The 21224-nt window shown below is 65.1% G+C and carries 19 protein-coding genes; 13 read left to right on the forward strand and 6 right to left on the reverse strand.

Annotation, left to right across the window (positions count from 1 at the left end):
• Complete coding sequence (thrB, locus tag U1763_RS06785) at window positions 1-951, forward strand: homoserine kinase (protein ID WP_332754627.1); 951 nt, start codon at window positions 1-3, stop codon at window positions 949-951.
• Window positions 948-1412 (forward strand): ribonuclease HI, encoded by a 465-nt coding sequence (rnhA, locus tag U1763_RS06790; RefSeq protein ID WP_132735670.1) that lies wholly within the window; start codon window positions 948-950, stop codon window positions 1410-1412. Before thrB ends, rnhA begins: the two co-directional genes overlap by 4 nt.
• A gap of 213 nt (window positions 1413-1625) precedes the next feature.
• Here the strand turns inward: rnhA and U1763_RS06795 are convergent, their stop codons facing one another.
• Window positions 1626-2141 (reverse strand): hypothetical protein, encoded by a 516-nt coding sequence (locus U1763_RS06795; RefSeq protein ID WP_332754628.1) that lies wholly within the window; start codon window positions 2139-2141, stop codon window positions 1626-1628.
• On the opposite strand from U1763_RS06795, the gene U1763_RS06800 reads away from it, so the two are divergent.
• Entirely contained in the window at window positions 2140-2652 is a 513-nt protein-coding gene (locus U1763_RS06800; protein ID WP_332754629.1) for a hypothetical protein, read from the forward strand. The two genes, U1763_RS06795 and U1763_RS06800, sit on opposite strands and share 2 nt — an antisense overlap.
• A 277-nt stretch (window positions 2653-2929) precedes the next feature.
• Here U1763_RS06800 and U1763_RS06805 read toward each other — a convergent pair whose 3' ends face one another.
• Both U1763_RS06805 and U1763_RS06810 read right to left on the reverse strand, forming a co-directional pair.
• The gene (locus tag U1763_RS06805; RefSeq protein WP_332754630.1) at window positions 2930-4042 is read right to left on the reverse strand and encodes an NAD(P)/FAD-dependent oxidoreductase; all 1113 of its coding nucleotides are present in this window, start codon (window positions 4040-4042) and stop codon (window positions 2930-2932) included.
• Window positions 4042-5070 carry an alpha/beta fold hydrolase gene (locus U1763_RS06810; RefSeq protein ID WP_332754631.1) on the reverse strand — a complete coding sequence of 343 codons (1029 nt, stop codon included), beginning with the start codon at window positions 5068-5070 and terminating at the stop codon, window positions 4042-4044. Before U1763_RS06810 ends, U1763_RS06805 begins: the two co-directional genes overlap by 1 nt.
• 19 nt (window positions 5071-5089) lie before the next feature.
• Between U1763_RS06810 and U1763_RS06815 the strand changes: the two genes are divergently transcribed.
• The 8 genes from U1763_RS06815 to U1763_RS06850 are packed head-to-tail and all read left to right on the forward strand — an operon-like array spanning window position 5090 to window position 12706.
• Window positions 5090-5566, forward strand: a complete 477-nt coding sequence (locus tag U1763_RS06815) for an A24 family peptidase (protein WP_332754632.1) — start codon at window positions 5090-5092, stop codon at window positions 5564-5566.
• Between the two features lie 46 nt (window positions 5567-5612).
• Window positions 5613-6653: a Flp pilus assembly protein CpaB gene (cpaB, locus tag U1763_RS06820; protein ID WP_132895341.1), complete on the forward strand. Its 1041-nt coding sequence runs from the start codon at window positions 5613-5615 to the stop codon at window positions 6651-6653.
• Window position 6654: 1 nt separating this feature from the next.
• The gene (locus U1763_RS06825; RefSeq protein WP_332754633.1) at window positions 6655-8220 is read left to right on the forward strand and encodes a type II and III secretion system protein family protein; all 1566 of its coding nucleotides are present in this window, start codon (window positions 6655-6657) and stop codon (window positions 8218-8220) included.
• Window positions 8221-8268: 48 nt separating this feature from the next.
• Complete coding sequence (locus tag U1763_RS06830; RefSeq protein ID WP_332754634.1) at window positions 8269-8898, forward strand: CpaD family pilus assembly protein; 630 nt, start codon at window positions 8269-8271, stop codon at window positions 8896-8898.
• Entirely contained in the window at window positions 8898-10181 is a 1284-nt protein-coding gene (locus tag U1763_RS06835) for a pilus assembly protein CpaE (protein ID WP_132895343.1), read from the forward strand. The genes U1763_RS06830 and U1763_RS06835 overlap by 1 nt, the downstream gene beginning before the upstream one ends.
• A gap of 49 nt (window positions 10182-10230) precedes the next feature.
• The gene (locus tag U1763_RS06840; protein WP_132895344.1) at window positions 10231-11202 is read left to right on the forward strand and encodes a type II secretion system F family protein; all 972 of its coding nucleotides are present in this window, start codon (window positions 10231-10233) and stop codon (window positions 11200-11202) included.
• Between the two features lie 10 nt (window positions 11203-11212).
• Complete coding sequence (locus U1763_RS06845; RefSeq protein ID WP_132736827.1) at window positions 11213-12205, forward strand: type II secretion system F family protein; 993 nt, start codon at window positions 11213-11215, stop codon at window positions 12203-12205.
• Window positions 12206-12259: 54 nt separating this feature from the next.
• Window positions 12260-12706 (forward strand): hypothetical protein, encoded by a 447-nt coding sequence (locus tag U1763_RS06850; RefSeq protein WP_332754635.1) that lies wholly within the window; start codon window positions 12260-12262, stop codon window positions 12704-12706.
• Between the two features lie 231 nt (window positions 12707-12937).
• On the opposite strand, the gene ppdK is transcribed toward U1763_RS06850, so the two are convergent.
• From ppdK to U1763_RS06865, 3 genes are all read right to left on the reverse strand, one after another.
• Window positions 12938-15601 carry a pyruvate, phosphate dikinase gene (gene ppdK, locus U1763_RS06855; protein ID WP_332754636.1) on the reverse strand — a complete coding sequence of 888 codons (2664 nt, stop codon included), beginning with the start codon at window positions 15599-15601 and terminating at the stop codon, window positions 12938-12940.
• A 93-nt stretch (window positions 15602-15694) separates the two neighbouring features.
• Window positions 15695-18130 (reverse strand): glycine--tRNA ligase subunit beta, encoded by a 2436-nt coding sequence (gene glyS / locus U1763_RS06860; RefSeq protein ID WP_332754637.1) that lies wholly within the window; start codon window positions 18128-18130, stop codon window positions 15695-15697.
• Window positions 18131-18251: 121 nt separating this feature from the next.
• The gene (locus U1763_RS06865) at window positions 18252-19091 is read right to left on the reverse strand and encodes a glycine--tRNA ligase subunit alpha (RefSeq protein ID WP_056047263.1); all 840 of its coding nucleotides are present in this window, start codon (window positions 19089-19091) and stop codon (window positions 18252-18254) included.
• Between the two features lie 131 nt (window positions 19092-19222).
• Here U1763_RS06865 and U1763_RS06870 point away from each other — a divergent pair, with 131 nt between their 5' ends.
• Together U1763_RS06870 and U1763_RS06875 are read left to right on the forward strand one after the other, a co-directional pair.
• Window positions 19223-20134: a TraB/GumN family protein gene (locus U1763_RS06870; protein WP_332754638.1), complete on the forward strand. Its 912-nt coding sequence runs from the start codon at window positions 19223-19225 to the stop codon at window positions 20132-20134.
• Between the two features lie 295 nt (window positions 20135-20429).
• Window positions 20430-21128: a 50S ribosomal protein L25/general stress protein Ctc gene (locus tag U1763_RS06875; RefSeq protein WP_332754639.1), complete on the forward strand. Its 699-nt coding sequence runs from the start codon at window positions 20430-20432 to the stop codon at window positions 21126-21128.
• The last annotated feature ends 96 nt before the right edge of the window (window positions 21129-21224 follow it).

The raw sequence follows: 21224 nt of genomic DNA on the forward strand, positions 1-21224 counted from the left end.
ATGGCGGTCTACACGCAGGTGTCCGCGGAGGCGCTGGGCGCGTTCCTCGCCAAGTTCGATCACGGCGAACTGGTCTCGGCCAAGGGCATCGCCGAGGGGGTCGAGAACAGCAACTACCTGGTCGATACGACGACCGGGCGGTTCATCCTGACGCTGTACGAGAAGCGCGTGTCCGCGGACGATCTGCCGTTCTTCATGGCGATGCTCGACCATCTTGCGGTCGACGGCAACCCGGTGCCGCGTGCGCTGCCCGATCGCAGCGGTGCGCTGATCCACGAGCTTTGCGGGCGGCCAGCGTGCCTGATCGAGTTCCTGACCGGGGTGTCGGTGTCGCATCCGAGCGAGGCGCAGGCATATGCGGCGGGCGCCGCGATGGGGGCGATGCACGTCAGCCTCGCCGAGTTTGATGGCGTGCGGCCGAACACGCTGGGGCCCAACGGGTGGCGTGCCTTGCTGGCGAAATGCGGCCGCGATCTGGATGCGATCGAGCCCGGGCTGTTCGATACAGTGAGCACGGCAGCGGATGCGGTCGTCGCGGCTTGGCCCGCCGACTTGCCGCGCAGCGTGATCCATGCCGATCTGTTTCCCGACAATGTGCTGATGCTCGGCGACCGGGTGACGGGGCTGATCGACTTTTATTTCGCCTGCACCGATATCCGCGCCTACGATCTCGCGATCCTGCACAGCGCCTGGGCGTTCGATGCGCAGGGCGAAGGCTATGATGCGGGGGTCGGCAAGGCGCTGGTCGCGGGGTATGTTGATCGGCATCCGCTAACCGATGCCGAACGTGCCGCGCTGCCGGTGCTGGCGCAAGGGGCGTGCCTTCGCTTCCTGGCGACGCGCGCGTGGGATTGGCTCAATACGCCAGCGGATGCGCTGGTAACGCGCAAGGATCCGTTGGCGTATTGGCGGCGGTTCGAGGCGTATCGCAAGGACGATCTGTTTGCATGACTGACGACACCGACGTTTCCATCACCAAGGTCGAGATCTTCACCGACGGCGCGTGCAAGGGCAATCCGGGGCCCGGCGGCTGGGGTGCGGTGATCCGGATGGGCGCGCACGAGAAGGAATTGTCGGGCGGCGAGACGCCGACGACCAACAACCGGATGGAGATGACCGCGGCGATCGAGGCGCTCAACGCGCTGACCCGGCCGTGTGCGGTGACGCTGTACACCGACAGCAAATACGTGATGGACGGCCTGACCAAGTGGGTGAAGGGCTGGCAGCGCAATGGCTGGAAGACCGCCGACAAGAAGCCGGTGAAGAACGCGGAGCTGTGGCATGCGCTGCTCGCTGCGGTGGCCCGGCACAAGATCGAATGGCAATGGGTCAAGGGTCACGCCGGCCACCCGGAGAACGAGCGCGCGGACAAGCTGGCGAGCGACGCGGCGGTGGCCGCCGGGCGGCGCTAGGCTGGGCGACGCTGAGACCGGGCGTCTGTTACCCCACCCCGGCGAAGGCCGGGGGCCAACTGGGAAACGCCTCTGATTAAGGACGGCGTGTCGTTACGCCGACCTTTTCAATTGGGCCCCGGCCTTCGCCGGGGTGGTAATTGTACACCTGTCGGCGGCGTTGCGCCGGTGTGACCGGACTATCAGAACCGCCGCCATCCAGCTGCCACCGCATCACGCGCCGATCATGTCGCCGAACTGCGTGCCCGCGCGGACCGCGTCCTGCCAGGACGGGTCTCGGTTCATCGTCAGGTTGATGATGACGATGCCGGCGTGCGGCGGCCGGGCCGGGCGCGGCAGGCGGATCACGCGGCGGCCCGAGCGATAGGCGGCCAACGTCGTATCCTTCGCGCGGCGCGCCGCGTCAGTGGCGTGCCAGCCGACCACCGCAAGCGCGACCTGCGCGGCGTCGCTGACGGCGGTGGCGGATTGCTGGCCGCGCTCGCGCATCCGGCGCCAGGACTGGCGTACCCATGACGGCTGATCGAAGGCCGACACGTCCGCCGAGCGCCACGCCACGCGCAACCCCTCGGGCACGCCGGTCCAGCTATCGCCCGCCGAACCGACCACCGACGGCGCGGAGCGGATCAGATCGTGCCGGCAGCGCTGGCAACGACTGAACAGAAACCCCTGATTTTCCAGCACCAGCGGCGCGGCGACGTGCCCCGAGGCGTGACAGAGCAGGTTCATGATGATCCTCCTTGATGATCGACGTATTGAGATGCAGCGCGGCGAGGACGATCAGATCCCCCGGCCCCTGTTCGAGTACCTGATCGAGATTCCAGACTTCGAAATGACGGCCCATGCCGACCAGCAACGCGCGCTGTTGCACCCCGCGGCGGGCCCGCATCCACGACGCGATGCGGAGCCGGCCCTTGCCGTCCATCTGCGCGGGCGCGACGAAGCCGAGCCGCCGCCGGAGCACCGTATCGCGCGCACCCCCCTCCCAGTTTCGCGCAACGTCGCCATGATGATCGTCGACGCTCGCGCGATCATAGACCAGCAGGCAAGGATCTTCGGCATGAAGACCAACGAACAAATCGTCCCGTACACCCCTGGACTGGATCGTAACGCAGAATTGATCGGGAAGAACCAGATCGCCACGTACACTTATCGTAGATACCGCGCTTCCAACGAAGATATTGTCCATCCGCAACTACACCACTGCCAAGTGACCGGACCGGCGAAGCACATCTGTTGAATATCACATCGTGACATCATCGGATGCTTGTTCGTGCCGGCACTCATGGCGCGTTAACCATAGCGGGGAATTAACATTTTTTTAGTTTTACTCAAGAAACCGATTCTGTTGGTTTTCGCCCGAAAATTTCGGAATTTTATTCAATAGATTCCCGTTTTTGCTTATCACAATGGTAAGCGAATTTTTTCTCGGCAGATCGTTTTCACAGCAGGAAAATCAGTTTGCGCGGTCGCGACTCGCGATTTCGAAGCTTAAACTTCGCGAAGCGTAGCGCCTGTCAGGCGAACCGATGGGGCGAGTAGCGCTGCGTATCGAGGGTCGCGATCGCGGCGTCAGGGGCAGTGCCCAGCAACAGGCTGGCAGCGAGCAAGGCGGCGGCAGGTGCCGTCTGGATCCCGAAGCCGCCCTGTCCCGCGCACCAGAAAAAGCCGGGAACATCGCGGTCGAAGCCGTAGACCGGCACGCGATCGGGCGCGAACGTCCGCAGCCCGGCCCAGCGTCGCTCGACCGCAGCGACCCGCCAGTCGACGACGCGCTCGAACCGATCGATCGCAATCGCGACATCGATCTCTTCCGGCGCGGCATCGCAAGGGTCGGTCGGGGTTTCGTCGTGCGGGCTAAGCCACAACCGCCCACCCGATTCGGGCTTGAAGTAGAACCGCCCGGCGATGTCCGCGACATGCGGCATGGTATCCGGCGCACCGGGATCGGTCCGCAACTGCGCCATCGTCCGGCGATACGCCTGCAGGCCCAATGGCCTCGCCCCCGCGCCGATCGCGACACGATCGGCCCACGCCCCGGCAGCGTTCACCAAGATCCGTGCACGCGCGGTTCCCGCGGTTGTGACGATCGTCCAGATACCGTCGGCGCGGCGTGCCTCGACGAAGGCAGCATCGGTGACGAACTGCGCGCCGGCACGCCGGCCGGTCGCGATGCTGTCCGCATGCAACGCCGCGACATCGATATAGGCGCAACTCGCTTCCTGCACGCCGAACACCCAGTCGGCTCGCAGGCCAGGGACGAACGCAGCGGGGTCGACCGGATCCAGGACCACCGCGCTATCCGCGAACGCCGCAAGGAACGCATCGATCGCCGCCTCGTCCCCCGCGCGACCAATATGCACCGATCCGAGCGGTGCCAGATAACCGCCGGCGTGGAGAAGCGGCCCCGAGGCGGTGGTCAGCGGCTGGATATCTGGACCGCCATAGGTCTCCGACCAGAACGCCGCGGATCGTCCAGTGGCATGATAGCCGGGCGCCGCCTCCGCCTCGAGAACGAGGACGCGCGCGTCCGATCCAAGGGCGGCGGCGAGGCTGGCGCCGGCCATGCCCGCACCGACGATCGCCACGTCGTAAACCGGTCCGAACACGGGCGTCGCGAACGCGGCCATTACGGACGCGGCGGCACGACGGCATCGAGGAACGAATCGATGGCGCCCAAGGCCCGGTCACGCACGCCGTCCGCCTCGCGGAGGATCTCATGCGCCGATTCGCGGCCGAACCGGACGATCTGCGCATCGGGCAACCGCGCGCCGAGCCGCAAGGCCGCATGGGGATCGACCAGCTTGTCGGCTTCCGCGACAAGCATCAGCACCGGCGTCTCCATCGCCTCGATCCGCGGATCGACCGCGAGCGCCGCGGCGGCGGCAAAGCCTTGCGCCAACCACGACCAGCTCGGCGGCCCGAGGCACAGCGCGGGCTGTTCCGCCTGCCACCAGCGCTCGTCATCATAGCGTGAGGCGTCATGCGTCAGCAGCGATTGCCGCGACGCGATCGAACCCGGCCGCTCGTTGCTGCGCCAAGCACCCCGCGCGGGATTGCCGCGCGACGCCATCCACCGCGCGACACGACCGGCGATCCCGGCGCCGACCGGTGACTTCAGCCCGATCATCGGCGCCACCAGGATCGCGGCATCGGGCTGGATCGACCGTGCCGCGAGCGCGCGCACGACCATCATGCCGCCCATCGAATGTCCCAAGATCACGTGAGGTTGGCTCGCTACCCCCCGCTCCGCCACCCAATCCGACCAGAACGCCGCCAGGTCGCGGTCATAGGTCGTGTAATCGTCGACGTGCCCGACATGGGGGTCCCCGGAAAGCCGTCCCGAGCCCCCCTGCCCACGCCAGTCGAACGCGGTCACCGACCATCCGTTTGCATGGAGATGCGCAAACGTCTCCAGGTATTTTTCGAAGATATCACCGCGCCCGGTCTGGAACAGCACCGCGCCCCGCGGCGGCCGCGACACTGCGTCGGCAGGCCAGTCGAAGCGGCGCAGTGCCCAGCCGTCGGGGGCAGTCCAATACCCGATTCGCGCATCGGCCGGGATCGCACGCCGAACCGCCTCGGCGGCACCACGCTGCGCTACGTGCGTGTAACCGAACGAAGAATCGGTCGGGACGGTTACTTTTTCGAAAGCCATCTTCGTTAGGGTCTAGCCGATGGGGTGGAACATTGCTCTTCCAATTTTGATTTTCGCGCTTGGCGGCCTGCTGGTGTCCGCCGGCATCGAAGACGCGCGAACGCGGGAAATCGCCAACTGGAAAAATGCCGCGGTCGCGTTGCTCGCGCCGGTCTGGTGGTACGCCAACGGGCTCGAAATCTGGCCCGATGTCGTATTGCAGCTGGGCGTCGCAGTCGCGGTGTTCGCCGCGTTCCTGGTCGCGTTCCATTTCGGCCTGATGGGCGGCGGCGACGTCAAGCTTATCGTCGCGCTGGCCCTGTGGTTGCCGTTTCCGGCGTTCCTCTCGATGCTGATGGTCATGTCGATCGCGGGCGGCGTCGTCACCCTCGTCATGATGGCCGAGCGCCTTATCAAGAAGACATCGGCGACGATCGAAGTCCCGTACGGCGTGGCTATAGCATTCGCAGGGCTGCTCGCGCTGCGCGAACCACTCCTTAATCAGTTTCAGTCATGATTAACGCCGAAGCAGAATTCCGGCGCCTGAAAGGCACGAACTAGTCATGGACAGTCGTAAAATCATATTGCTGGCTGGCGCGCTGATTGTCGCGGCCATCACAGCATTCTTTGCCAGAACGCTGATCGCCGGAAGCTCGGCGCCGCAAGCCGGGGCGGTCGCCATGACCGCGCCGGTGGTCGACGGCCCCGAGGTGCTCGTCGCGACCCGCTCGCTGCCGGTCGGCACGATCCTCGACGCGACCGCGCTGAAATTCCAGCCCTGGCCGAAGGAGCTGGTCGACAACGCCTATTATCTCCGGGACAAGACCAATCTCCAGTCGTTGCAGGGCACGGTGGTGCGCAGCATCATCACCGCCGGGCAGCCGGTGACTCAAGGGTCGCTGGTAAAGCCCGGTGACCGCGGTTTCCTGGCAGCGGCGCTCGGACCTGGCATGCGCGCGGTCACGGTGCCCGTCTCGGCGCAGGCCGCGGTCGCAGGCTTCGTGTTTCCAGGCGATCGGATCGATCTGGTCCTGACGCAGACGGTCGCGGGCGGCGGCGAAGGCCAGCCGCTCAAGGTGTCCGAGACGATCATGCGCAACATCCGCGTGCTCGCGACCGACCAGCGCACCGACAATCTCGTCGGCGAAGACGGCAAGACGCAGGTCCGCACGTTTTCGAACGTGACGATCGAGGCGACGCCCAAGATGGCCGAACAGGTGGCGGTGGCGCAGACGCTCGGCTCGCTCTCGCTGTCGCTCCGCTCGATCGCCGACAATTCGGCCGAACTCGAGGAGGCGATCGCCTCCGGGGCCGTGAAGGTGCCGCAAGGCAATGATCCGAAGGCCGAAAAGGCGATGATGGTACGGCTCGCGAGCCAGCCGTCGGCCGGCGCATCGAGCTATCAGACCGGTGCTGACGTCTCGCGCTACCAGCGCAGTACGGTGCCCGGCAAAGCAATCGAAGGTGGCGGTGCGCCGATGCAGGGCATGCCGATGGCGCAGTCCGGTGGTGGTGGCGGCGGTACGCCGATCGTTCAGGGGCCGGTGGTCCGGATCGCACGCGGCAACGCAATGACCATCGTTCCGGTCGGGGGGAAGAACTGACATGCGTATCCGGATGACCCCGCTGGGCTGGCCGCTGGCCGTCGCCCTGGCCGCTGCGAGTGCCGCACCGTCGGCGCCCGCCCTCGCCCAGCGCCGCGGCGCGGCGATCGCCCCGGCCGGTTCGCCGGTCGTCCAGGTCAACACCGGTCGCGGCCGGCTGGTGACGCTCGCCCGGCCGATGACCGACCTGTTCGTCGCCGACGACTCGATCGCCGATGTCCAGGTCCGCTCGCCGACCCAATTGTATCTGTTCGGCAAGAAGACCGGCGAGACGACGATCTCGGCCACCACCAAGGGTGGCGCGGTCGTCTATGCGGCGACGGTTCGGGTCGGCAACAACCTCGATTCGGTCCAGCAGATGCTCGGGCTGGCGATGCCCGAGGCGCAGGTCGTCGCGACTCCGATGAACGGCCTGATCCTGCTGACCGGCACCGTCCTCGCCCCCGAGGATGCCGCCGAGGCCGAACGCCTGGTGCAGGCGTTCGTGGGTGATACGACCAAAGTCCTCTCGCGGCTGAAGACCGCGACGCCGTTGCAGGTCAACCTTCAGGTGCGCGTCGCCGAAGTCAGCCGCAGCTTCGTCAAGAACATCGGCGTCAACCTGTTGACGCAGGACCGCAGCGGATCGGGAATCCTGTTCGGCAGCACGTCGGGGACGCCCGGCACGATCACCTATGATCCCACGACCGGTTTAAAGACATCGACCTATACCAAGGGTGCACAGCGCACGACGCTCGGTATCGCCGGCAAGCTGTTGGGGATGGATTTCCTGACCGCGATCGATCTCGGTGAAACCACCGGGCAGGTAACGACGCTGGCCAATCCCAATCTCACCGCACTGTCGGGCGAGACCGGGACGTTCCTTGCAGGCGGCGAAGTCCCGATCCCGCTGGCGCAGGCGCTGGGCACGGTCTCGGTCGAGTATAAGCAATATGGCATCAGCCTGGCGTATACGCCGACGGTGCTGTCGGACGGACGGATCTCGCTCCGTGTTCGTCCGGAAGTCTCGCAGCTCGATTATTCGAACGCGGTGACGCTTAGCGGCACGCGCGTACCAGGCCTGACGACCAGGCGCACCGAGACGACCGTCGAGCTCGGCTCGGGCCAAAGCATGATGATCAGCGGCCTGTTGTCGAACAGCCACAACAACTCGTACGACAAGACCCCGGGACTCTCGAACCTGCCGATTATCGGCGCATTGTTCCGCTCGAACGCGTTCCAGCGCAACGAGACCGAACTGGTCATCGTCATCACGCCTTACCTGGTGAAACCGGTCAACAATGCCAGCGACATCGCGCTGCCGACCGACGGCGCGCGCGCACCGACCGATCTCGACCGGGTATTGCTCGGGACGCTCAGTGCGAGCGGCGGCGGCAAACGCCCCGTTCCGACGGTTGCCCCTGCCTCCTATGCGCAACCCTCGGTCGGCGCAGCGGCGGTGGTGCGTCCGACACCGCTCGGCGGCGATGTGCGACGCCCCGAAGACGACGTCGTGCCACCAACCACGCGCAACACCGGCGGCAAAGCCAAGAACGGCAGCGTGCCGGCGCCCGGCTTCTCGAACTGAGATGACGAACCCGAGCCGACCACGCGCCTCCCGCACCAAGGATTTCCGATGATCAACAAATCGATCCTAGCGTTCCTGATCCCCCCGCTGCTGCTCGGCGGCTGCATGGGAACGGAGAATCGCGGCCTCGAATCGGTTCATCAACCCGTCGTCAGTCGATCGGACTATGCGCTCGATCTGGGCGTCGCCGGCGGCGCGCTGGGCCGCGGGGAACAGCAGCGGCTGGCCCACTGGCTAGACGTGATGCGGCTTAGCTATGGCGACCGGGTCGCGATCGACGATCCGGCGGCGGAGGGGTATGCGGCGCGTACCGATGTCGCTGCCGTGGTTGCCCGATATGGCCTGTTGCTCGGTGCCGATGCGCCGGTAACGCCCGCACCGGTGGCGCCCGGCACGATCCGGATCGTCGTCAGCCGGATGCATGCAGACGTACCGCGCTGCCCCGACTGGTCGCGCGATGCGACCAACGACTTCACCTCCAACACGTCGTCCAACTATGGCTGCGCGATCAACCGCAACCTTGCGGCGATGGTTGCCAACCCGGCGGATCTGGTCCGTGGCGCGCCCGGCAACGAGACGACGGATACGGCGGTGTCGTACAAGGCGATCGACAGCTATCGCAAAAAGGCGCCGACCGGGACCGCCGGCCTTGCCGCGTCCAGCACGGGAGGGAAGTGATGAACGCACCCTGGAAGCCGGGCGGCATCGCGCATCGCGAACCGTTTACCGCCTATGTCTGCGACGAGATCACCGCCGAGGCCCTGCGGCCGATCGCGAGCGAACTCGGCTGGGCGGTCGAGAAGATCCACAAGGGCGGCCTGCGCAACGCGATCCAGTCGCTGTCGGTGTCCGCATCGCCGCAGATCCTGTTCGTCGATCTCGCCGAATCGGGCGACCCGCTGAACGATATCAATGCGCTGGCCGAAGTGTGCGAGCCCGGTACGGTGGTGATCGCCGCCGGGCAGGTCAATGACGTCCGCCTCTACCGCGACCTGGTGTCGAGCGGGATCCAGGACTATCTCCTGAAGCCGCTGCACGCCGATATGCTGCGCGAGGCCTTCGGTCATGCGCAGACGCTGCTGAATACGCCGAAGCATGTCGAGATCTCGACCGATCGACCGCATTGCTCGGTCGCGGTGATCGGCACGCGTGGCGGCGTCGGCGCCTCGACGGTCGCGACGTCGCTTGCCTGGTTGCTCGCGGACAAGGAAAAGCGCGCAACCGCGTTGCTCGATCTCGACGTGCATTTCGGCACGGGTGCACTCAGCCTCGATCTCGAACCGGGCCGCGGCCTGACCGACGCGATCGATAATCCGAGCCGGATCGACGGGCTGTTCATCGAACGCGCGATGGTCAAGGCGTCGGAGAAACTGTCGGTGCTGTCCGCCGAAGCGCCGATCAACGCGCCGCTCGTCACCGATGGATCGGCGTTCTACCAGTTGCAGGAAGAAATGCGCGCGGCGTTCGAATGCACCGTCGTCGACCTGCCGCGGGGGATGCTGATCCAGCATCCGCAACTCGTCAGCGATGTTCAGCTCGGCGTGATCGTCACCGAACTGACGCTTGCATCCGCCCGCGACACGATCCGCATCCTGTCCTGGATGAAGACGAACGCACCGCAGACGCAGCTGTTCGTGCTCGCGAACCGGATGCACGCCGGCGGCCAGCTCGAGATCAGTCGCAAGGATTTCGAGGGCTCGATCGAACGCAAGATCGATTATGTCGTCCCCTTCGACCAGAAGCTCGCGGCGCAGGCGGCCAAGCTCGGCAAGCCGTTCGCCGAGGTCGGGAAGGCGTCCAAGACGATCGCACCGATCATGGCACTCGTGACCGCGATCGCCTCCGCCGTCCCGGACAGTGCAGCCGATGGCGCCAAGCCAAAGGGCAAATCGCTGATCGGCAAGTTTGGCGACCTGAAGGGATTGATCCCGAAGCGCACGGTCAAGGCGAAAACCAAATGAGCCGCAGCCGGATCTTCCGGACCGCGACGAGCGGAAGGCGATAGCTGCGATGGAGATGATGCCGTTCCTGTTGGTCATCCTCGGCGCAGCGATCGTGCTCGGGATGATCGCGTTCGCGTTTGCGGGACCGTCCGCCGGCCGCGCGCAGTCGCGCCGGATCGCCTCGCTGCGCGAACGTCACGGCGACGCGCTGGTAGTTGCCGAAGCGCAGCTGCGACGTATCTCGATGAACCGCGATACCAAGATGGATCTCGCCTTCGGGCGCATCCTCCCCAATCCGGTCCAGCTCGCCAAGCGCCTCGCGATGACCGGCAAGACCTGGACGGTCGGCCAATATGGCATGGCGACCGCGGGGATACTGGTGGTCGTCGCGGCGCTGATGCTGCTCAAAGGGCTGCCGATCCTGCTCGCTTTGCTGTTCGGTGTGTTCGTCGGCGTCGGCCTGCCGCATTTCATCGTCGGCAAGACGATCCAGCGGAGGATCGGCAAGTTCACCGCGAAGTTTCCCGATGCGATCGACCTGCTGGTCCGGGGCTTGCGCTCGGGCCTGCCGATCAGCGAGACGATCGGCGTCGTCGGGCATGAGGTCGAGGGCCCGGTCGGCGAGGAGTTCCGCGCGGTCAGCGACAAGATGAAGATCGGCCGGACGATGGATGCGGCGCTGCAGGAGACTGCAGACCGGCTCGGCACGCCCGAATTCCAGTTCTTTGTGATCACGATCGCGATTCAGCGCGAGACCGGCGGCAATCTGGCGGAGACGCTCGCCAACCTGTCGCACGTGCTGCGCATGCGCGGCCAGATGAAACTCAAGATCAAGGCGATGTCGTCGGAATCCAAGGCATCGGCGTATATCATCGGCGCCTTGCCGTTCATCGTCTTCGGGCTGATCTGGTTCATCAACGGGACCTACATGCAGAATTTCTTCATCGACGAGCGGCTGATGGCGATCGGCATGGGCGGCATGGTGTGGATGGCGATCGGCGCCTTCATCATGTCCAAGATGATCAGCTTCGAGATTTAGGGGCGCAATGATGGGCACGACGGCCGGACCAACCCTGCTCGGATTCGACGTATTATGGGTCGCGACGATCCTGTCGGGCGTTGCCGCGTTCGCGGTGATGGTCGCGATCTATGCCGCCACCACGGTCAGCGATCCGATGACCAAGCGCGTGAAGGCGCTCAACGATCGCCGCGAACAGTTGAAGGCAGGTATCACCGCCTCGACCAAGCGGCGCGCCAAGCTCGTCCAGCGCAACGACACCGCCGACAAGATGCGCGGCATGCTGTCGTCGATGAAGATGTTGCAGGACAGCCAGGTCAAGGCGGTCCAGCTCAAGCTGATGCAGGCAGGGATCCGGTCGAAGGAATGGGCCCCGGCGGTGATCTTCGGCCGGCTCGTGCTGCCGATCGTGCTGGGCAGCGCCATGTTGTACTGGGTGTACGGCACCGATGGCTTCGCGACATGGTCGCCGCTGAAGAAATACGGGCTCGTCGCGCTGACCTTTATCCTGAGCTACAAGGCGCCGGATCTGTATCTCGACAACAAGATCAAGAAACGGTCGGATGCGATCCGCAAGGGGCTTCCCGACGCGCTCGATCTGCTGGTGATCTGCGCGGAGGCCGGGTTGACCGTCGATGCCGCGTTCCACCGCGTCGCGCGCGAACTGGGGCGGGCCTATCCCGAGCTTGGCGAGGAATTTACGCTGACTGCGATCGAGCTCGGATTCCTGACGGATCGACGGTCGGCGTTCGAGAATCTGGCACAGCGGGTAAAGCTGGATGCGGTGAAGGGCGTCGTCACGACGATGATCCAGACCGAGAAATACGGCACGCCGCTCGCGTCTGCACTGCGCGTGTTGTCGGGCGAATTCCGCAACGAGCGGATGATGCGGGCGGAGGAGAAGGCGGCGCGGTTGCCGGCGATCATGACGATCCCGCTGATCCTGTTCATCCTGCCGGTGCTGTTCGTCGTCATCCTCGGGCCGGCGGCGTGTTCGATCTCCGATGCGCTGATCAAGACCTGAAGCAACCGGCGGCGCGGCGGATCGTTGGGCTCCCGTAACAGGAGGGTTTTTACGATGCCGTTGTTTTCCACACCTACGCAGTTTGCGGCGCTTGCGCTGGTTTTCGTTGCCGGCTGGCTGTTCGGATTAGCGAGCCATCCGGGGGGCAAGAAGTGGAAGGCGCGCTATCTGGCAGAGCGCGATGCGCATGCTTCGGTGAAGAAGGATGGCGATGTCCGGGCGGCGGCTGCGGAGAAGCGGGCGGTCGAGGCCGAGCGGGAGAATGCTCGGTTGGTGAAGGAGGTCGAGGCCGCGCGGGTTGCGGCTCCGGTTGTCGAGCGGGCGCCGGTGGTCGGACGTGACCCGGTTGTCGGGCGTGATCCGGTTGTCGATACGTCGCGGCCCGGGGCACTGTCTTCGGCGCGGCCGGCTTATGCTCGGCCGGCGTATGCTTATGCTCGGCCGGCGTATAATGCCGATGGGACTAAGCGTGGTTGGTTCGATTTCGATCAGCGTCAGTGAGGTCTGGGGGTTGGCTACTAGCTCAGCCCCCTGCCCCTTGTTCTCCCGCGAAGGCGGGAGCCCAGTCTGGGTCCCCGCCTTCGCGGGGAAACATTCTTTTCTTCTTCCACCCCGGCGGAGGCCGGGGCCCAATTGGGGACGCGAGGTAACTGGAGGCTGTCCTTCGTTACCTTGGACGTTCCAATTGGGCCCCGGCCTTCGCCGGGGTGGTGCCTTGCTTGAGGGTAGTGCTTACTTCTTCGACAGCGCTGCTTGCGCCGCGGCGAGGCGGGCGATCGGGACTCGGTAGGGGCTGGCCGAGACGTAATCGAGGCCGACCTTTTCGCAGAACGCGATGCTTGCCGGATCGCCGCCGTGTTCGCCGCAGATGCCGAGCTTGATGCCCTCGCGGGTTTTCCGGCCACGTTCCGCTGCGATCTCGATCAGTTCGCCGACGCCTTCGACGTCGATGCTGACGAACGGGTCCTTGGCGTAGATGCCCTGCTCGACATACGCGCCGAGGAAGCGCGAAGCGTCGTCTCGGCTGACGCCAAGCGTCGTCTGCGTCAGGTCGTTGGTGCCGAACGAGAAGAACTCGCCGACTTCCGCGATTTCACCGGCGCGGAGGGCTGCGCGCGGCAACTCGATCATCGTGCCGACGAGATACTCGATCGTCCGGCCCTTCTCGGCGAACACGGCCTGGGCGGCCTTGTCTACCACGGCCTTCATCAGCTCCAGCTCGCGGCGGGTGGCGACGAGCGGGATCATGACTTCGGGGATCGGGGCTGCGCCGGACTTTTCGGCGACATCCACGGCCGCTTCGAAGATGGCGCGCGCCTGCATCTCGTAGATCTCGGGATAGGTCACGCCGAGACGGCAGCCGCGGTGGCCGAGCATCGGGTTGAACTCGTGCAGTTCCGCAGCGCGGCGCTTGAGGGTGTCGACGTCGACGCCCGCTGCGGTTGCGACTTCGGCGAACTCGGATTCCTCGTGCGGCAGGAATTCATGCAGCGGCGGATCGAGCAGGCGGATCGTCACTGGGAGCCCCGCCATCACCTCGAGGATTTCCGTAAAGTCCTTGCGCTGTTCGGGGAGCAGCTTCTCGAGCGCGACGCGGCGGCCCTTCTCGTCCGATGCTAGGATCATCTGGCGGACGTTGGTGATGCGGCTGCTCTCGAAGAACATGTGCTCGGTGCGGCAGAGACCGACGCCCTCGGCGCCGAACTCGCGCGCGACGCGGCAATCTTCCGGCGTTTCGGCGTTGGCGCGGACCTTCAGGCGGCGGACCTCGTCGGCCCAGACCATCAGCGTCGCGAAATCGCCGGACAGCTCGGGCTGCACGGTCGCGACCGCGCCGATCATCACTTCGCCGGTGGTGCCGTCGATGGTGAGCAGGTCGCCCTCCTTCACCTCACGGCCGCCGCAGCGCATGATCTTCGCCTTGGCGTCGATCGACAGCGTGCCGGCACCCGAGACGCAGGGGCGTCCCATGCCGCGCGCCACCACGGCAGCGTGGCTCGTCATGCCGCCGCGTGCGGTCAGGATGCCCTTGGCCGCGTGCATGCCGTGGATGTCGTCGGGCGAGGTTTCGGTACGGACGAGGATCACCGCGACACCGTCCGCGGCCTTCTTCTCCGCGGCATCGGCGTCGAACACGACCGCACCCGAGGCTGCACCCGGCGATGCGGGGAGGCCCTTGGTCAGCACGTCGCGCGTCGCCTTGGGATCGAGCGTCGGGTGGAGGAGCTGGTCGAGCGCCATCGGCTCGATGCGCAGGATCGCTTCCTCGCGGGTGATGAGCCCCTCGTTCGCCATGTCGACGGCGATCTTGAGCGCGGCCTTGGCGGTGCGCTTGCCGGCGCGCGTCTGGAGCATCCAAAGCTTGGTCTTCTCGACCGTGAACTCGATGTCCTGCATGTCGCGATAGTGGTTTTCGAGCGTGTCGAACACGTCGGCGAGCTGATGATAGACCTCGGGCATCGCCTCTTCCATCGAGGCGGGCTTGGCGCCGGCGTCTTCGCGCGCGGTCTTGGTCAGATACTGCGGCGTGCGGATGCCGGCGACGACGTCCTCACCCTGCGCATTGATCAGGAACTCGCCGTAATAGGCGCGGTCGCCCTTCGACGGGTCGCGCGTGAACGCGACGCCGGTCGCCGAGGTGTCGCCCATGTTGCCGAACACCATCGCCTGGATGTTGACCGCGGTGCCCCAGCCGCCGGGGATGTCGTTGAGCCGGCGATAGACTTTCGCACGCTCCGACTGCCACGAGCCGAACACCGCGCCGACCGCGCCCCAGAGCTGGTCGTGGACGTCCTGCGGGAACGGCTTGCCCCAGAGCTTCTCGACGAGTCCCTTATACTCCGCGACGAGTTTGCGCAGGTCGTCGGCCGACAGCTCGGTGTCGAGCGTGAAGCCCTGGTCTTCCTTGGCGATCTCCAGCGCTTCCTCGAACGCGCCGTGATCGAGTTCGAGGACGACGTCGGCGTACATCTGGATGAAGCGGCGATAGCTGTCCCACGCGAACCGTGCGTCCTCGGACTTGGCGGCGAGGCCTTCGACGGTCTCGTCGTTCAGGCCGAGGTTGAGGACGGTGTCCATCATCCCCGGCATCGACGCGCGGGCGCCGCTCCGGACGGAGACGAGCAGCGGGTCGGCGGGGTCGCCGAATGTCTTGCCGGTGACGCCCTCGATGTGGGCGAGGCCGGTGGCGACCTCGTCGCGCAGGCTCTGCGGGAACTGGCCGCCCTCGTCATAATAGACCGCGCAGAAATCGGTCGAGATCGTGAAGCCCGGCGGGACCGGCAGGCCGATCGACGCCATCTCGGCGAGGTTCGCGCCCTTACCGCCGAGCAGGTTCTTGTCGCCCTTGCCGCCATCCGAAACACCGCCGCCGAAGCGGTACACATATTGGGTCATGGTCGGTCCTCTAAGTGCCTGTTTTTATGGGTGGGGCAAAAGTGAAGTATAGGAAGTACAGACGCTGGGAGCCGTCTGCACTTCCGGTTTCAATCAGCCCTCGATCTTCGAAAAATCTGCGACATTGTGCACTGCGGCGCGGACTCGCTCAAGTAGCGCGAGACGGGCGGAGCGCTTGGCGGCGTCGGAATCGTTGACGATAACGCTATCAAAGAATGCGTCGATCGGCGCACGCAGCGACGCGAGCGCGGCCATCGCGGCGGCGAAATCCTCGCGTTCGATCGCGGCGGTGGCGCGGGGTTCGGCGGAGTCGAGCGCGGTCATCAACGCGGTCTCTGCCGGTTCGGGGGTGTAGGACAGCGTTTGTTGCGCGGGCCCTCCGACCACAACGTCATCCCCCGCCCCATCCGTCACCCCAGCGAAAGCTGGGGTTTCCTGCGGCTCCTGTCCCTCGCTCCCCGCGGATACCCCAGCGTTCGCTGGGGTGACGGGCTTTGGTTGAGCGCCGCCTTCCTTCTTCAGGATATTGGCGGCGCGCTTGTAGCCGGCGAGCAGGTTCGCACCGTCCTCGGTGGTGACGAACGCCTGGAGCGCGTGGACGCGCGCGAGCAGCCGGACGAGATCGTCCTCGCCACCGAGCGCGAACACCGCGTCGATCAGGTCGTGCCGGACGCCGGCTTCGCGTTGCTGAACTTTGAGGCGGTCGGCGAAGAAGTCGAGAAGACGTGGAAGACCACCGAAGAACCGCTCGGTTGCTTCATCTACTGGGGCCTGTGTAAATTGCGCAACATAAGCATCGATATCAAAATCTCGTGGCGAAAGGTTCGTACGCTTCAAACCTTCGAAATCTCGCTTAATTACTATATCCGCATTTTCTACCATCGACTTATATAAAAAGCCGCCAGCTTGCTGCGCATAGGTTTTTATGATCGGCAACCTTATCGAGTTTTTCTCGAGTAAAGTGATGCATCCCAACGCCGCTCTTCGGAGAGCAAATGGATCTTTTGATCCTGTTGGGATCATATCCTGCGAAAAGAATCCGACAAGCGTATCTAGCTTGTCCGCCAAGCTTACAGCAACCGTTACCGGGTCGGTGGGGACGTCGTCGCCTTGGCCGACCGGCTTGTAGTGGTCTCGGATGGCGGTGGCGACGGACGGGTGCTCGCCCTGCGCGGCGGCGTAGTAGCCGCCCATCAGGCCTTGTAGCTCGGGGAACTCGCCGACCATGCCGGTGACGAGGTCTGCTTTTGCTAGGCGGGCTGCGCGGTCGGCTAGGGTTGCCAACTCACTGCTCCCCTCCCGCTTGCGGGAGGGGTCGGGGGAGGGGTTAGCCTCGAACGCAGCGGTGGTGGTTGCGTCAGGCCCTCCCCCGACCCCTCCCGCGAGCGGGAGGGGAGCAGAAGCAGAAGTGACTATGCCCTCTTCTACCAGCCAGCGGGCGAGCTTCGCGACGCGGTCGACCTTGTCGGCTACCGTGCCGAGCTTTTCGTGGAAGACGATCTTCGACAGCTTGGCCGCCTGCTCTGCGAGCGGGACCTTCAGGTCGGTGTCGTAGAAGAACTTTGCGTCCGACAGCCGTGCCGCCAACACCTTGCGATTGCCCTCGACGATCTTCGCGCCGCCGTCGTGCGCGGCGATGTTAGCGGTACAGACGAACGCGTTCGCCAATTTTCCGTCGGCGCTCCGGCAGACGAAATATTTCTGGTTCACGCGCGCCGTGAGCTGGATCACCTCGGGCGGGACGTCGAGAAACGCGGGGTCGAACTGGCCGAGCAGGGGAATCGGCCATTCCGTCAGCCCGGCATTCTCCGCGACTAGGCCCTCGTCCTCGATCAGTTCGAGACCGGCCTGCATTGCGGCTTCGCGGGCGTGGTCGCGGATCAGCGTGGCGCGTTCGTCGTGGTCGACGATGACGTGGCAGGCACGCAGCTTCTCGACATAGTCGTGCGCGCCGCCGATCGTGATCTGGTACGGGTGGTGGAAGCGGTGGCCGAGCGTAGCGGCGCCGCTGGCGATCCCGGCGATCTCGAACGGCACGATCTCTTCGCCGAGCAGCGCGACGATGCCTTGCAGCGGGCGGACCCACCGGAGCGATTCAGTGCTGGCGGAGGCGTCGCCCCAGCGCATCGACTTCGGCCACGGGAACGCGCGGACGATCGCGGGGATCGCGTCTGCGAGCACGGCGGCGGTGGCGCGGCCGGGCTTCTCGGTGACCGCGAACAGCGTGCCGCTGCGGTCTATCAGTTGCTCGCGCATGAGGCCGGTTTTGCGGAGGAAGCCTTCGAGTGCCTGCGGGGGCGCCGAGGTCTTGGGGCCTTTCGTTTCCTCGGAGACGGCGGCGGTCTCGAGCGGCAGGTCGCGCGCGATCAGCGTCAGGCGACGCGGGGTCGCGTAGGTGACGATGGCGCTGGTGGCGATGCCGGCCTTGGCGAGCTCGGCGGTGAACAGCTTCGACAGATCTTCGCGCGCACGCGCCTGCATCCGGGCTGGGATTTCTTCTGAGCGGAGTTCTAGGAGGAAATCAGTCACGCGGAACGCTCCATCTTCGCGCCATCGCGCCTTTGCGTGAACAAGATTTTCTCACGCGAAGGCGCAAAGGCGCGAAGAGATAAGAAGGATTGATTCAGGCCTGCGGCGCTACGGGCGCGCATCACGCTGCCCATCCGTGCTTGTCCATCCAGGCTGCGCAGGCGCCCTTCGCAAGGTCTCGGACGCGGCCCATATAGGCTTGGCGTTCGGCTACGGAGATTACGCCTCGTGCTTGCAGCAGGTTGAAGATGTGGCTGGCTTTGATCGCCTGCTCGTAGGCCGGGATCGGGAGTTTGGCTGACAGGCTGTTCTCGCATTCCGCGACGTGCTTGCGGAACTGGTCGAACAGCGAGTCCGTGTCGGCGATCTCGAAGTTCCACTTCGACATCTCCTGCTCGTTCTCCAGGAACACGTCGCCGTAGGTCACGCCGGCGTCGTTAAACGCGAGGTCGTAGACCGAGTCCTTGTCCTGGATGTACATCGCGAGGCGCTCCAACCCGTAGGTGAGTTCGCCGGCGACGGGCTTCATGTCGAAGCCGCCCATCTGTTGGAAATAGGTGAACTGAGTCACCTCCATGCCGTCGCACCAGACTTCCCAGCCGAGACCCCAGGCGCCGAGCGTGGGGCTCTCCCAGTCGTCCTCGACGAAGCGGATGTCGTGCTTCAGCATGTCGATGCCGATCGCCGCGAGCGATCCCAGGTAGAGTTCCTGGAGGTTGGCGGGGCTCGGTTTCAGGATGACCTGGTACTGGTAGTAATGCTGGAGCCGGTTGGGGTTCTCGCCATACCGCCCGTCGGTCGGGCGGCGGCAGGGCTGGACGAACGCGGCGTTCCACGGTTTCGGCCCGAGTGCGCGGAGCGTCGTGGCGGTGTGGAAGGTGCCCGCGCCCATTTCCATGTCGTAGGGCTGCAGGATCAGGCATCCGTGTTCGCTCCAGTAATCGTGGAGCGTCAGGATCATGCGCTGGAAGCTAAGAGGCTTTGTCACGCGCGGGCTTTGGCGGATGGGGCATGATCTAGCAATAGTCGTATGGCACACGACATACACACAGCGTGGCTGGCAAGCCGCATCTATCGATAGAAGGACGTTCGTTGAACTTTAGGCCTATCCGCTCGGCGCTTTCAGCCATAGCCCTAACCCTTGCCCTCCCCGCCTGTGCGCAAACTGCGCCTAAGGCTGCACCACAAGCCGCTAACGATGCCGATCCGGCGCTGTGGGTGGTGAAGGACAAGGACACGACGATCTACCTGTTCGGGACGATCCACGTGTTGAAGCCCGGCATGACGTGGTTCGACGAGGCGGTGAAGACCGCGTTCGATCGCTCGAACCAGGTGGTGCTGGAGCTGGTGATGCCGGACCCTGCAAAGATGCAGTCGCTGGTGATGGCGACCGGCGTGGCGAAGGACGGGCCGACGCTGACCGAGCAGCTGCCCGCGGACAAGCGTGCGGCGTATGCAAAGGCGGTGACCGATCTGGGGCTGCCGGCGAATGCGTTCGATCGGTTCAAGCCTTGGCTGGCGGCGACCAACCTGTCGATCGCGCCGCTGTCGAAGCTTGGGTATGATGCGTCGAACGGGCCCGAGCAGGTGATTACCGCGGCGGCCAAGGCTGCGGGGAAGCCGGTGATTGGGCTTGAGACGGCGGAGCAGCAGCTGGGGTACTTCGGGGGGCTGTCGCAGAAGGCGCAGATCCAGTTTCTGGGGAGCACGATCGACGAGTTGCCTAAGCTTGAGACGACGATGGCGACGATGGTGGACGAGTGGGCGAAGGGGGATCCTGAGGCGCTTGCCAAGGAGATGAACGATAGTTTGAAGGACTCGCCAGAGGTGGCGAAGGTGCTGCTGGTGGATCGCAATGCGCGTTGGGCGGAGTGGGTGAAGACTCGACTCGGGACGCCGGGGACTGTGTTCATCGCGGTTGGTGCGGGGCATCTGGCAGGCAAGGATAGCGTTCAGGCGCAGTTGGCTAAGCTTGGCGTGAAGGCCGAGCGCGTACAGTATTAAGCCACTACCGGGTTTAATCTGCCGGGTTTAATCGCGACGCCCCGCCCAACCATTGCGTCACCCCAGCGAAAGCTGGGGTCTCGTGCGGCTGGAGCGCTTCGTTACGGGGATACCCCAGCTTTCGCTGGGGTGACGGCATTTGGTGGGGACGCACCTCCGAGGCTGGCGGGGACGCACTCCCAAGGCGCAGAATTGCTTTTCCCCGCCACTTCCGCTATGCGCCCGCGCTTCCGGTCCATGGTCATCCCTGGAGGCGTGGGCGGGAAGGACAACAAACGAGTTTCGGAGAATACAGATGAGCGACCAGTTGACGCTCGCAGCCGAGACGCGTGACCGGGTTGGCAAGGGAGCCTCCCGGGCGCTGCGTCGTGATGGCCGCGTGCCTGCCGTGATCTACGGCCTGAACCAGGAACCAACCTCGGTTCACCTCGAGGAAAAGGCGCTGATGAAGGCGCTGATGACCGGCCACTTCATGAATTCCGTCGTGATGGTCAACGGCGTGCGCACGCTGCCGAAGGACGTGTCGTTCCACCCGGTTTCGGATCGTCCGATCCATGTCGACTTCCTGCGCATCGGCGAGCATTCGACCGTCACCGTCGCGGTGCCGATCGCGTTCACCGACGAGGACGACGCACCGGGCATCAAGAAGGGCAAGGGCGTCCTCAACATCACGCGTCACGAGATCGAGCTGGTCGTCGACGCTTCGGACATCCCGAGCGAGATCACGATTTCGCTCGCCGGTCTGGAGATCGGTGATTCGATCCACATCAGCGACGTGAAGCTGCCCAAGGGCGCCACGCCCGCGATCGACGACCGCGACTTCGCGATCGCCACGATCGTGCCGCCGACCGTGCCGACCGTCGAGGACGAAGAGCTCGAGGCTGAAGTCGCCGAAGCACAGGCTGCCGAGGCTGCTGCCGAGGACGAGCCGGCCGTCGAGCCTAACGACGATGACAACGACGACGACAAGATCACGCCGCAGAAGAAGGACTGAGGGTTCAGCCCTTCGTCCTAGGATGATCTGGCGGGCGGGAAAGCTAGGGCTTTCCCGCCCGTTTCGTTTTATGGGGCTGCTGGCTCGGAACGCACC

The sequence above is a fragment of the Sphingomonas sorbitolis genome (genome assembly GCF_036663875.1).
Taxonomy (GTDB): Bacteria; Pseudomonadota; Alphaproteobacteria; order Sphingomonadales; family Sphingomonadaceae; genus Sphingomonas.

What these genes read in the sequence shown, in the direction of transcription:
- thrB (WP_332754627.1), top strand. Translation starts at nt 1, where the DNA reads ATGGCGGTCTACACGCAGGTGTCCGCGGAGGCGCTGGGCGCGTTCCTC.
- rnhA (WP_132735670.1), top strand. Translation starts at nt 948, where the DNA reads ATGACTGACGACACCGACGTTTCCATCACCAAGGTCGAGATCTTCACC.
- U1763_RS06800 (WP_332754629.1), top strand. Translation starts at nt 2,140, where the DNA reads ATGATGATCCTCCTTGATGATCGACGTATTGAGATGCAGCGCGGCGAG.
- U1763_RS06795 (WP_332754628.1), bottom strand. Translation starts at nt 2,141, where the DNA reads ATGAACCTGCTCTGTCACGCCTCGGGGCACGTCGCCGCGCCGCTGGTG.
- U1763_RS06805 (WP_332754630.1), bottom strand. Translation starts at nt 4,042, where the DNA reads ATGGCCGCGTTCGCGACGCCCGTGTTCGGACCGGTTTACGACGTGGCG.
- U1763_RS06810 (WP_332754631.1), bottom strand. Translation starts at nt 5,070, where the DNA reads ATGGCTTTCGAAAAAGTAACCGTCCCGACCGATTCTTCGTTCGGTTAC.
- U1763_RS06815 (WP_332754632.1), top strand. Translation starts at nt 5,090, where the DNA reads ATGGGGTGGAACATTGCTCTTCCAATTTTGATTTTCGCGCTTGGCGGC.
- cpaB (WP_132895341.1), top strand. Translation starts at nt 5,613, where the DNA reads ATGGACAGTCGTAAAATCATATTGCTGGCTGGCGCGCTGATTGTCGCG.
- U1763_RS06825 (WP_332754633.1), top strand. Translation starts at nt 6,655, where the DNA reads ATGCGTATCCGGATGACCCCGCTGGGCTGGCCGCTGGCCGTCGCCCTG.
- U1763_RS06830 (WP_332754634.1), top strand. Translation starts at nt 8,269, where the DNA reads ATGATCAACAAATCGATCCTAGCGTTCCTGATCCCCCCGCTGCTGCTC.
- U1763_RS06835 (WP_132895343.1), top strand. Translation starts at nt 8,898, where the DNA reads ATGAACGCACCCTGGAAGCCGGGCGGCATCGCGCATCGCGAACCGTTT.
- U1763_RS06840 (WP_132895344.1), top strand. Translation starts at nt 10,231, where the DNA reads ATGGAGATGATGCCGTTCCTGTTGGTCATCCTCGGCGCAGCGATCGTG.
- U1763_RS06845 (WP_132736827.1), top strand. Translation starts at nt 11,213, where the DNA reads ATGGGCACGACGGCCGGACCAACCCTGCTCGGATTCGACGTATTATGG.
- U1763_RS06850 (WP_332754635.1), top strand. Translation starts at nt 12,260, where the DNA reads ATGCCGTTGTTTTCCACACCTACGCAGTTTGCGGCGCTTGCGCTGGTT.
- ppdK (WP_332754636.1), bottom strand. Translation starts at nt 15,601, where the DNA reads ATGACCCAATATGTGTACCGCTTCGGCGGCGGTGTTTCGGATGGCGGC.
- U1763_RS06865 (WP_056047263.1), bottom strand. Translation starts at nt 19,091, where the DNA reads ATGATCCTGACGCTCCACGATTACTGGAGCGAACACGGATGCCTGATC.
- U1763_RS06875 (WP_332754639.1), top strand. Translation starts at nt 20,430, where the DNA reads ATGAGCGACCAGTTGACGCTCGCAGCCGAGACGCGTGACCGGGTTGGC.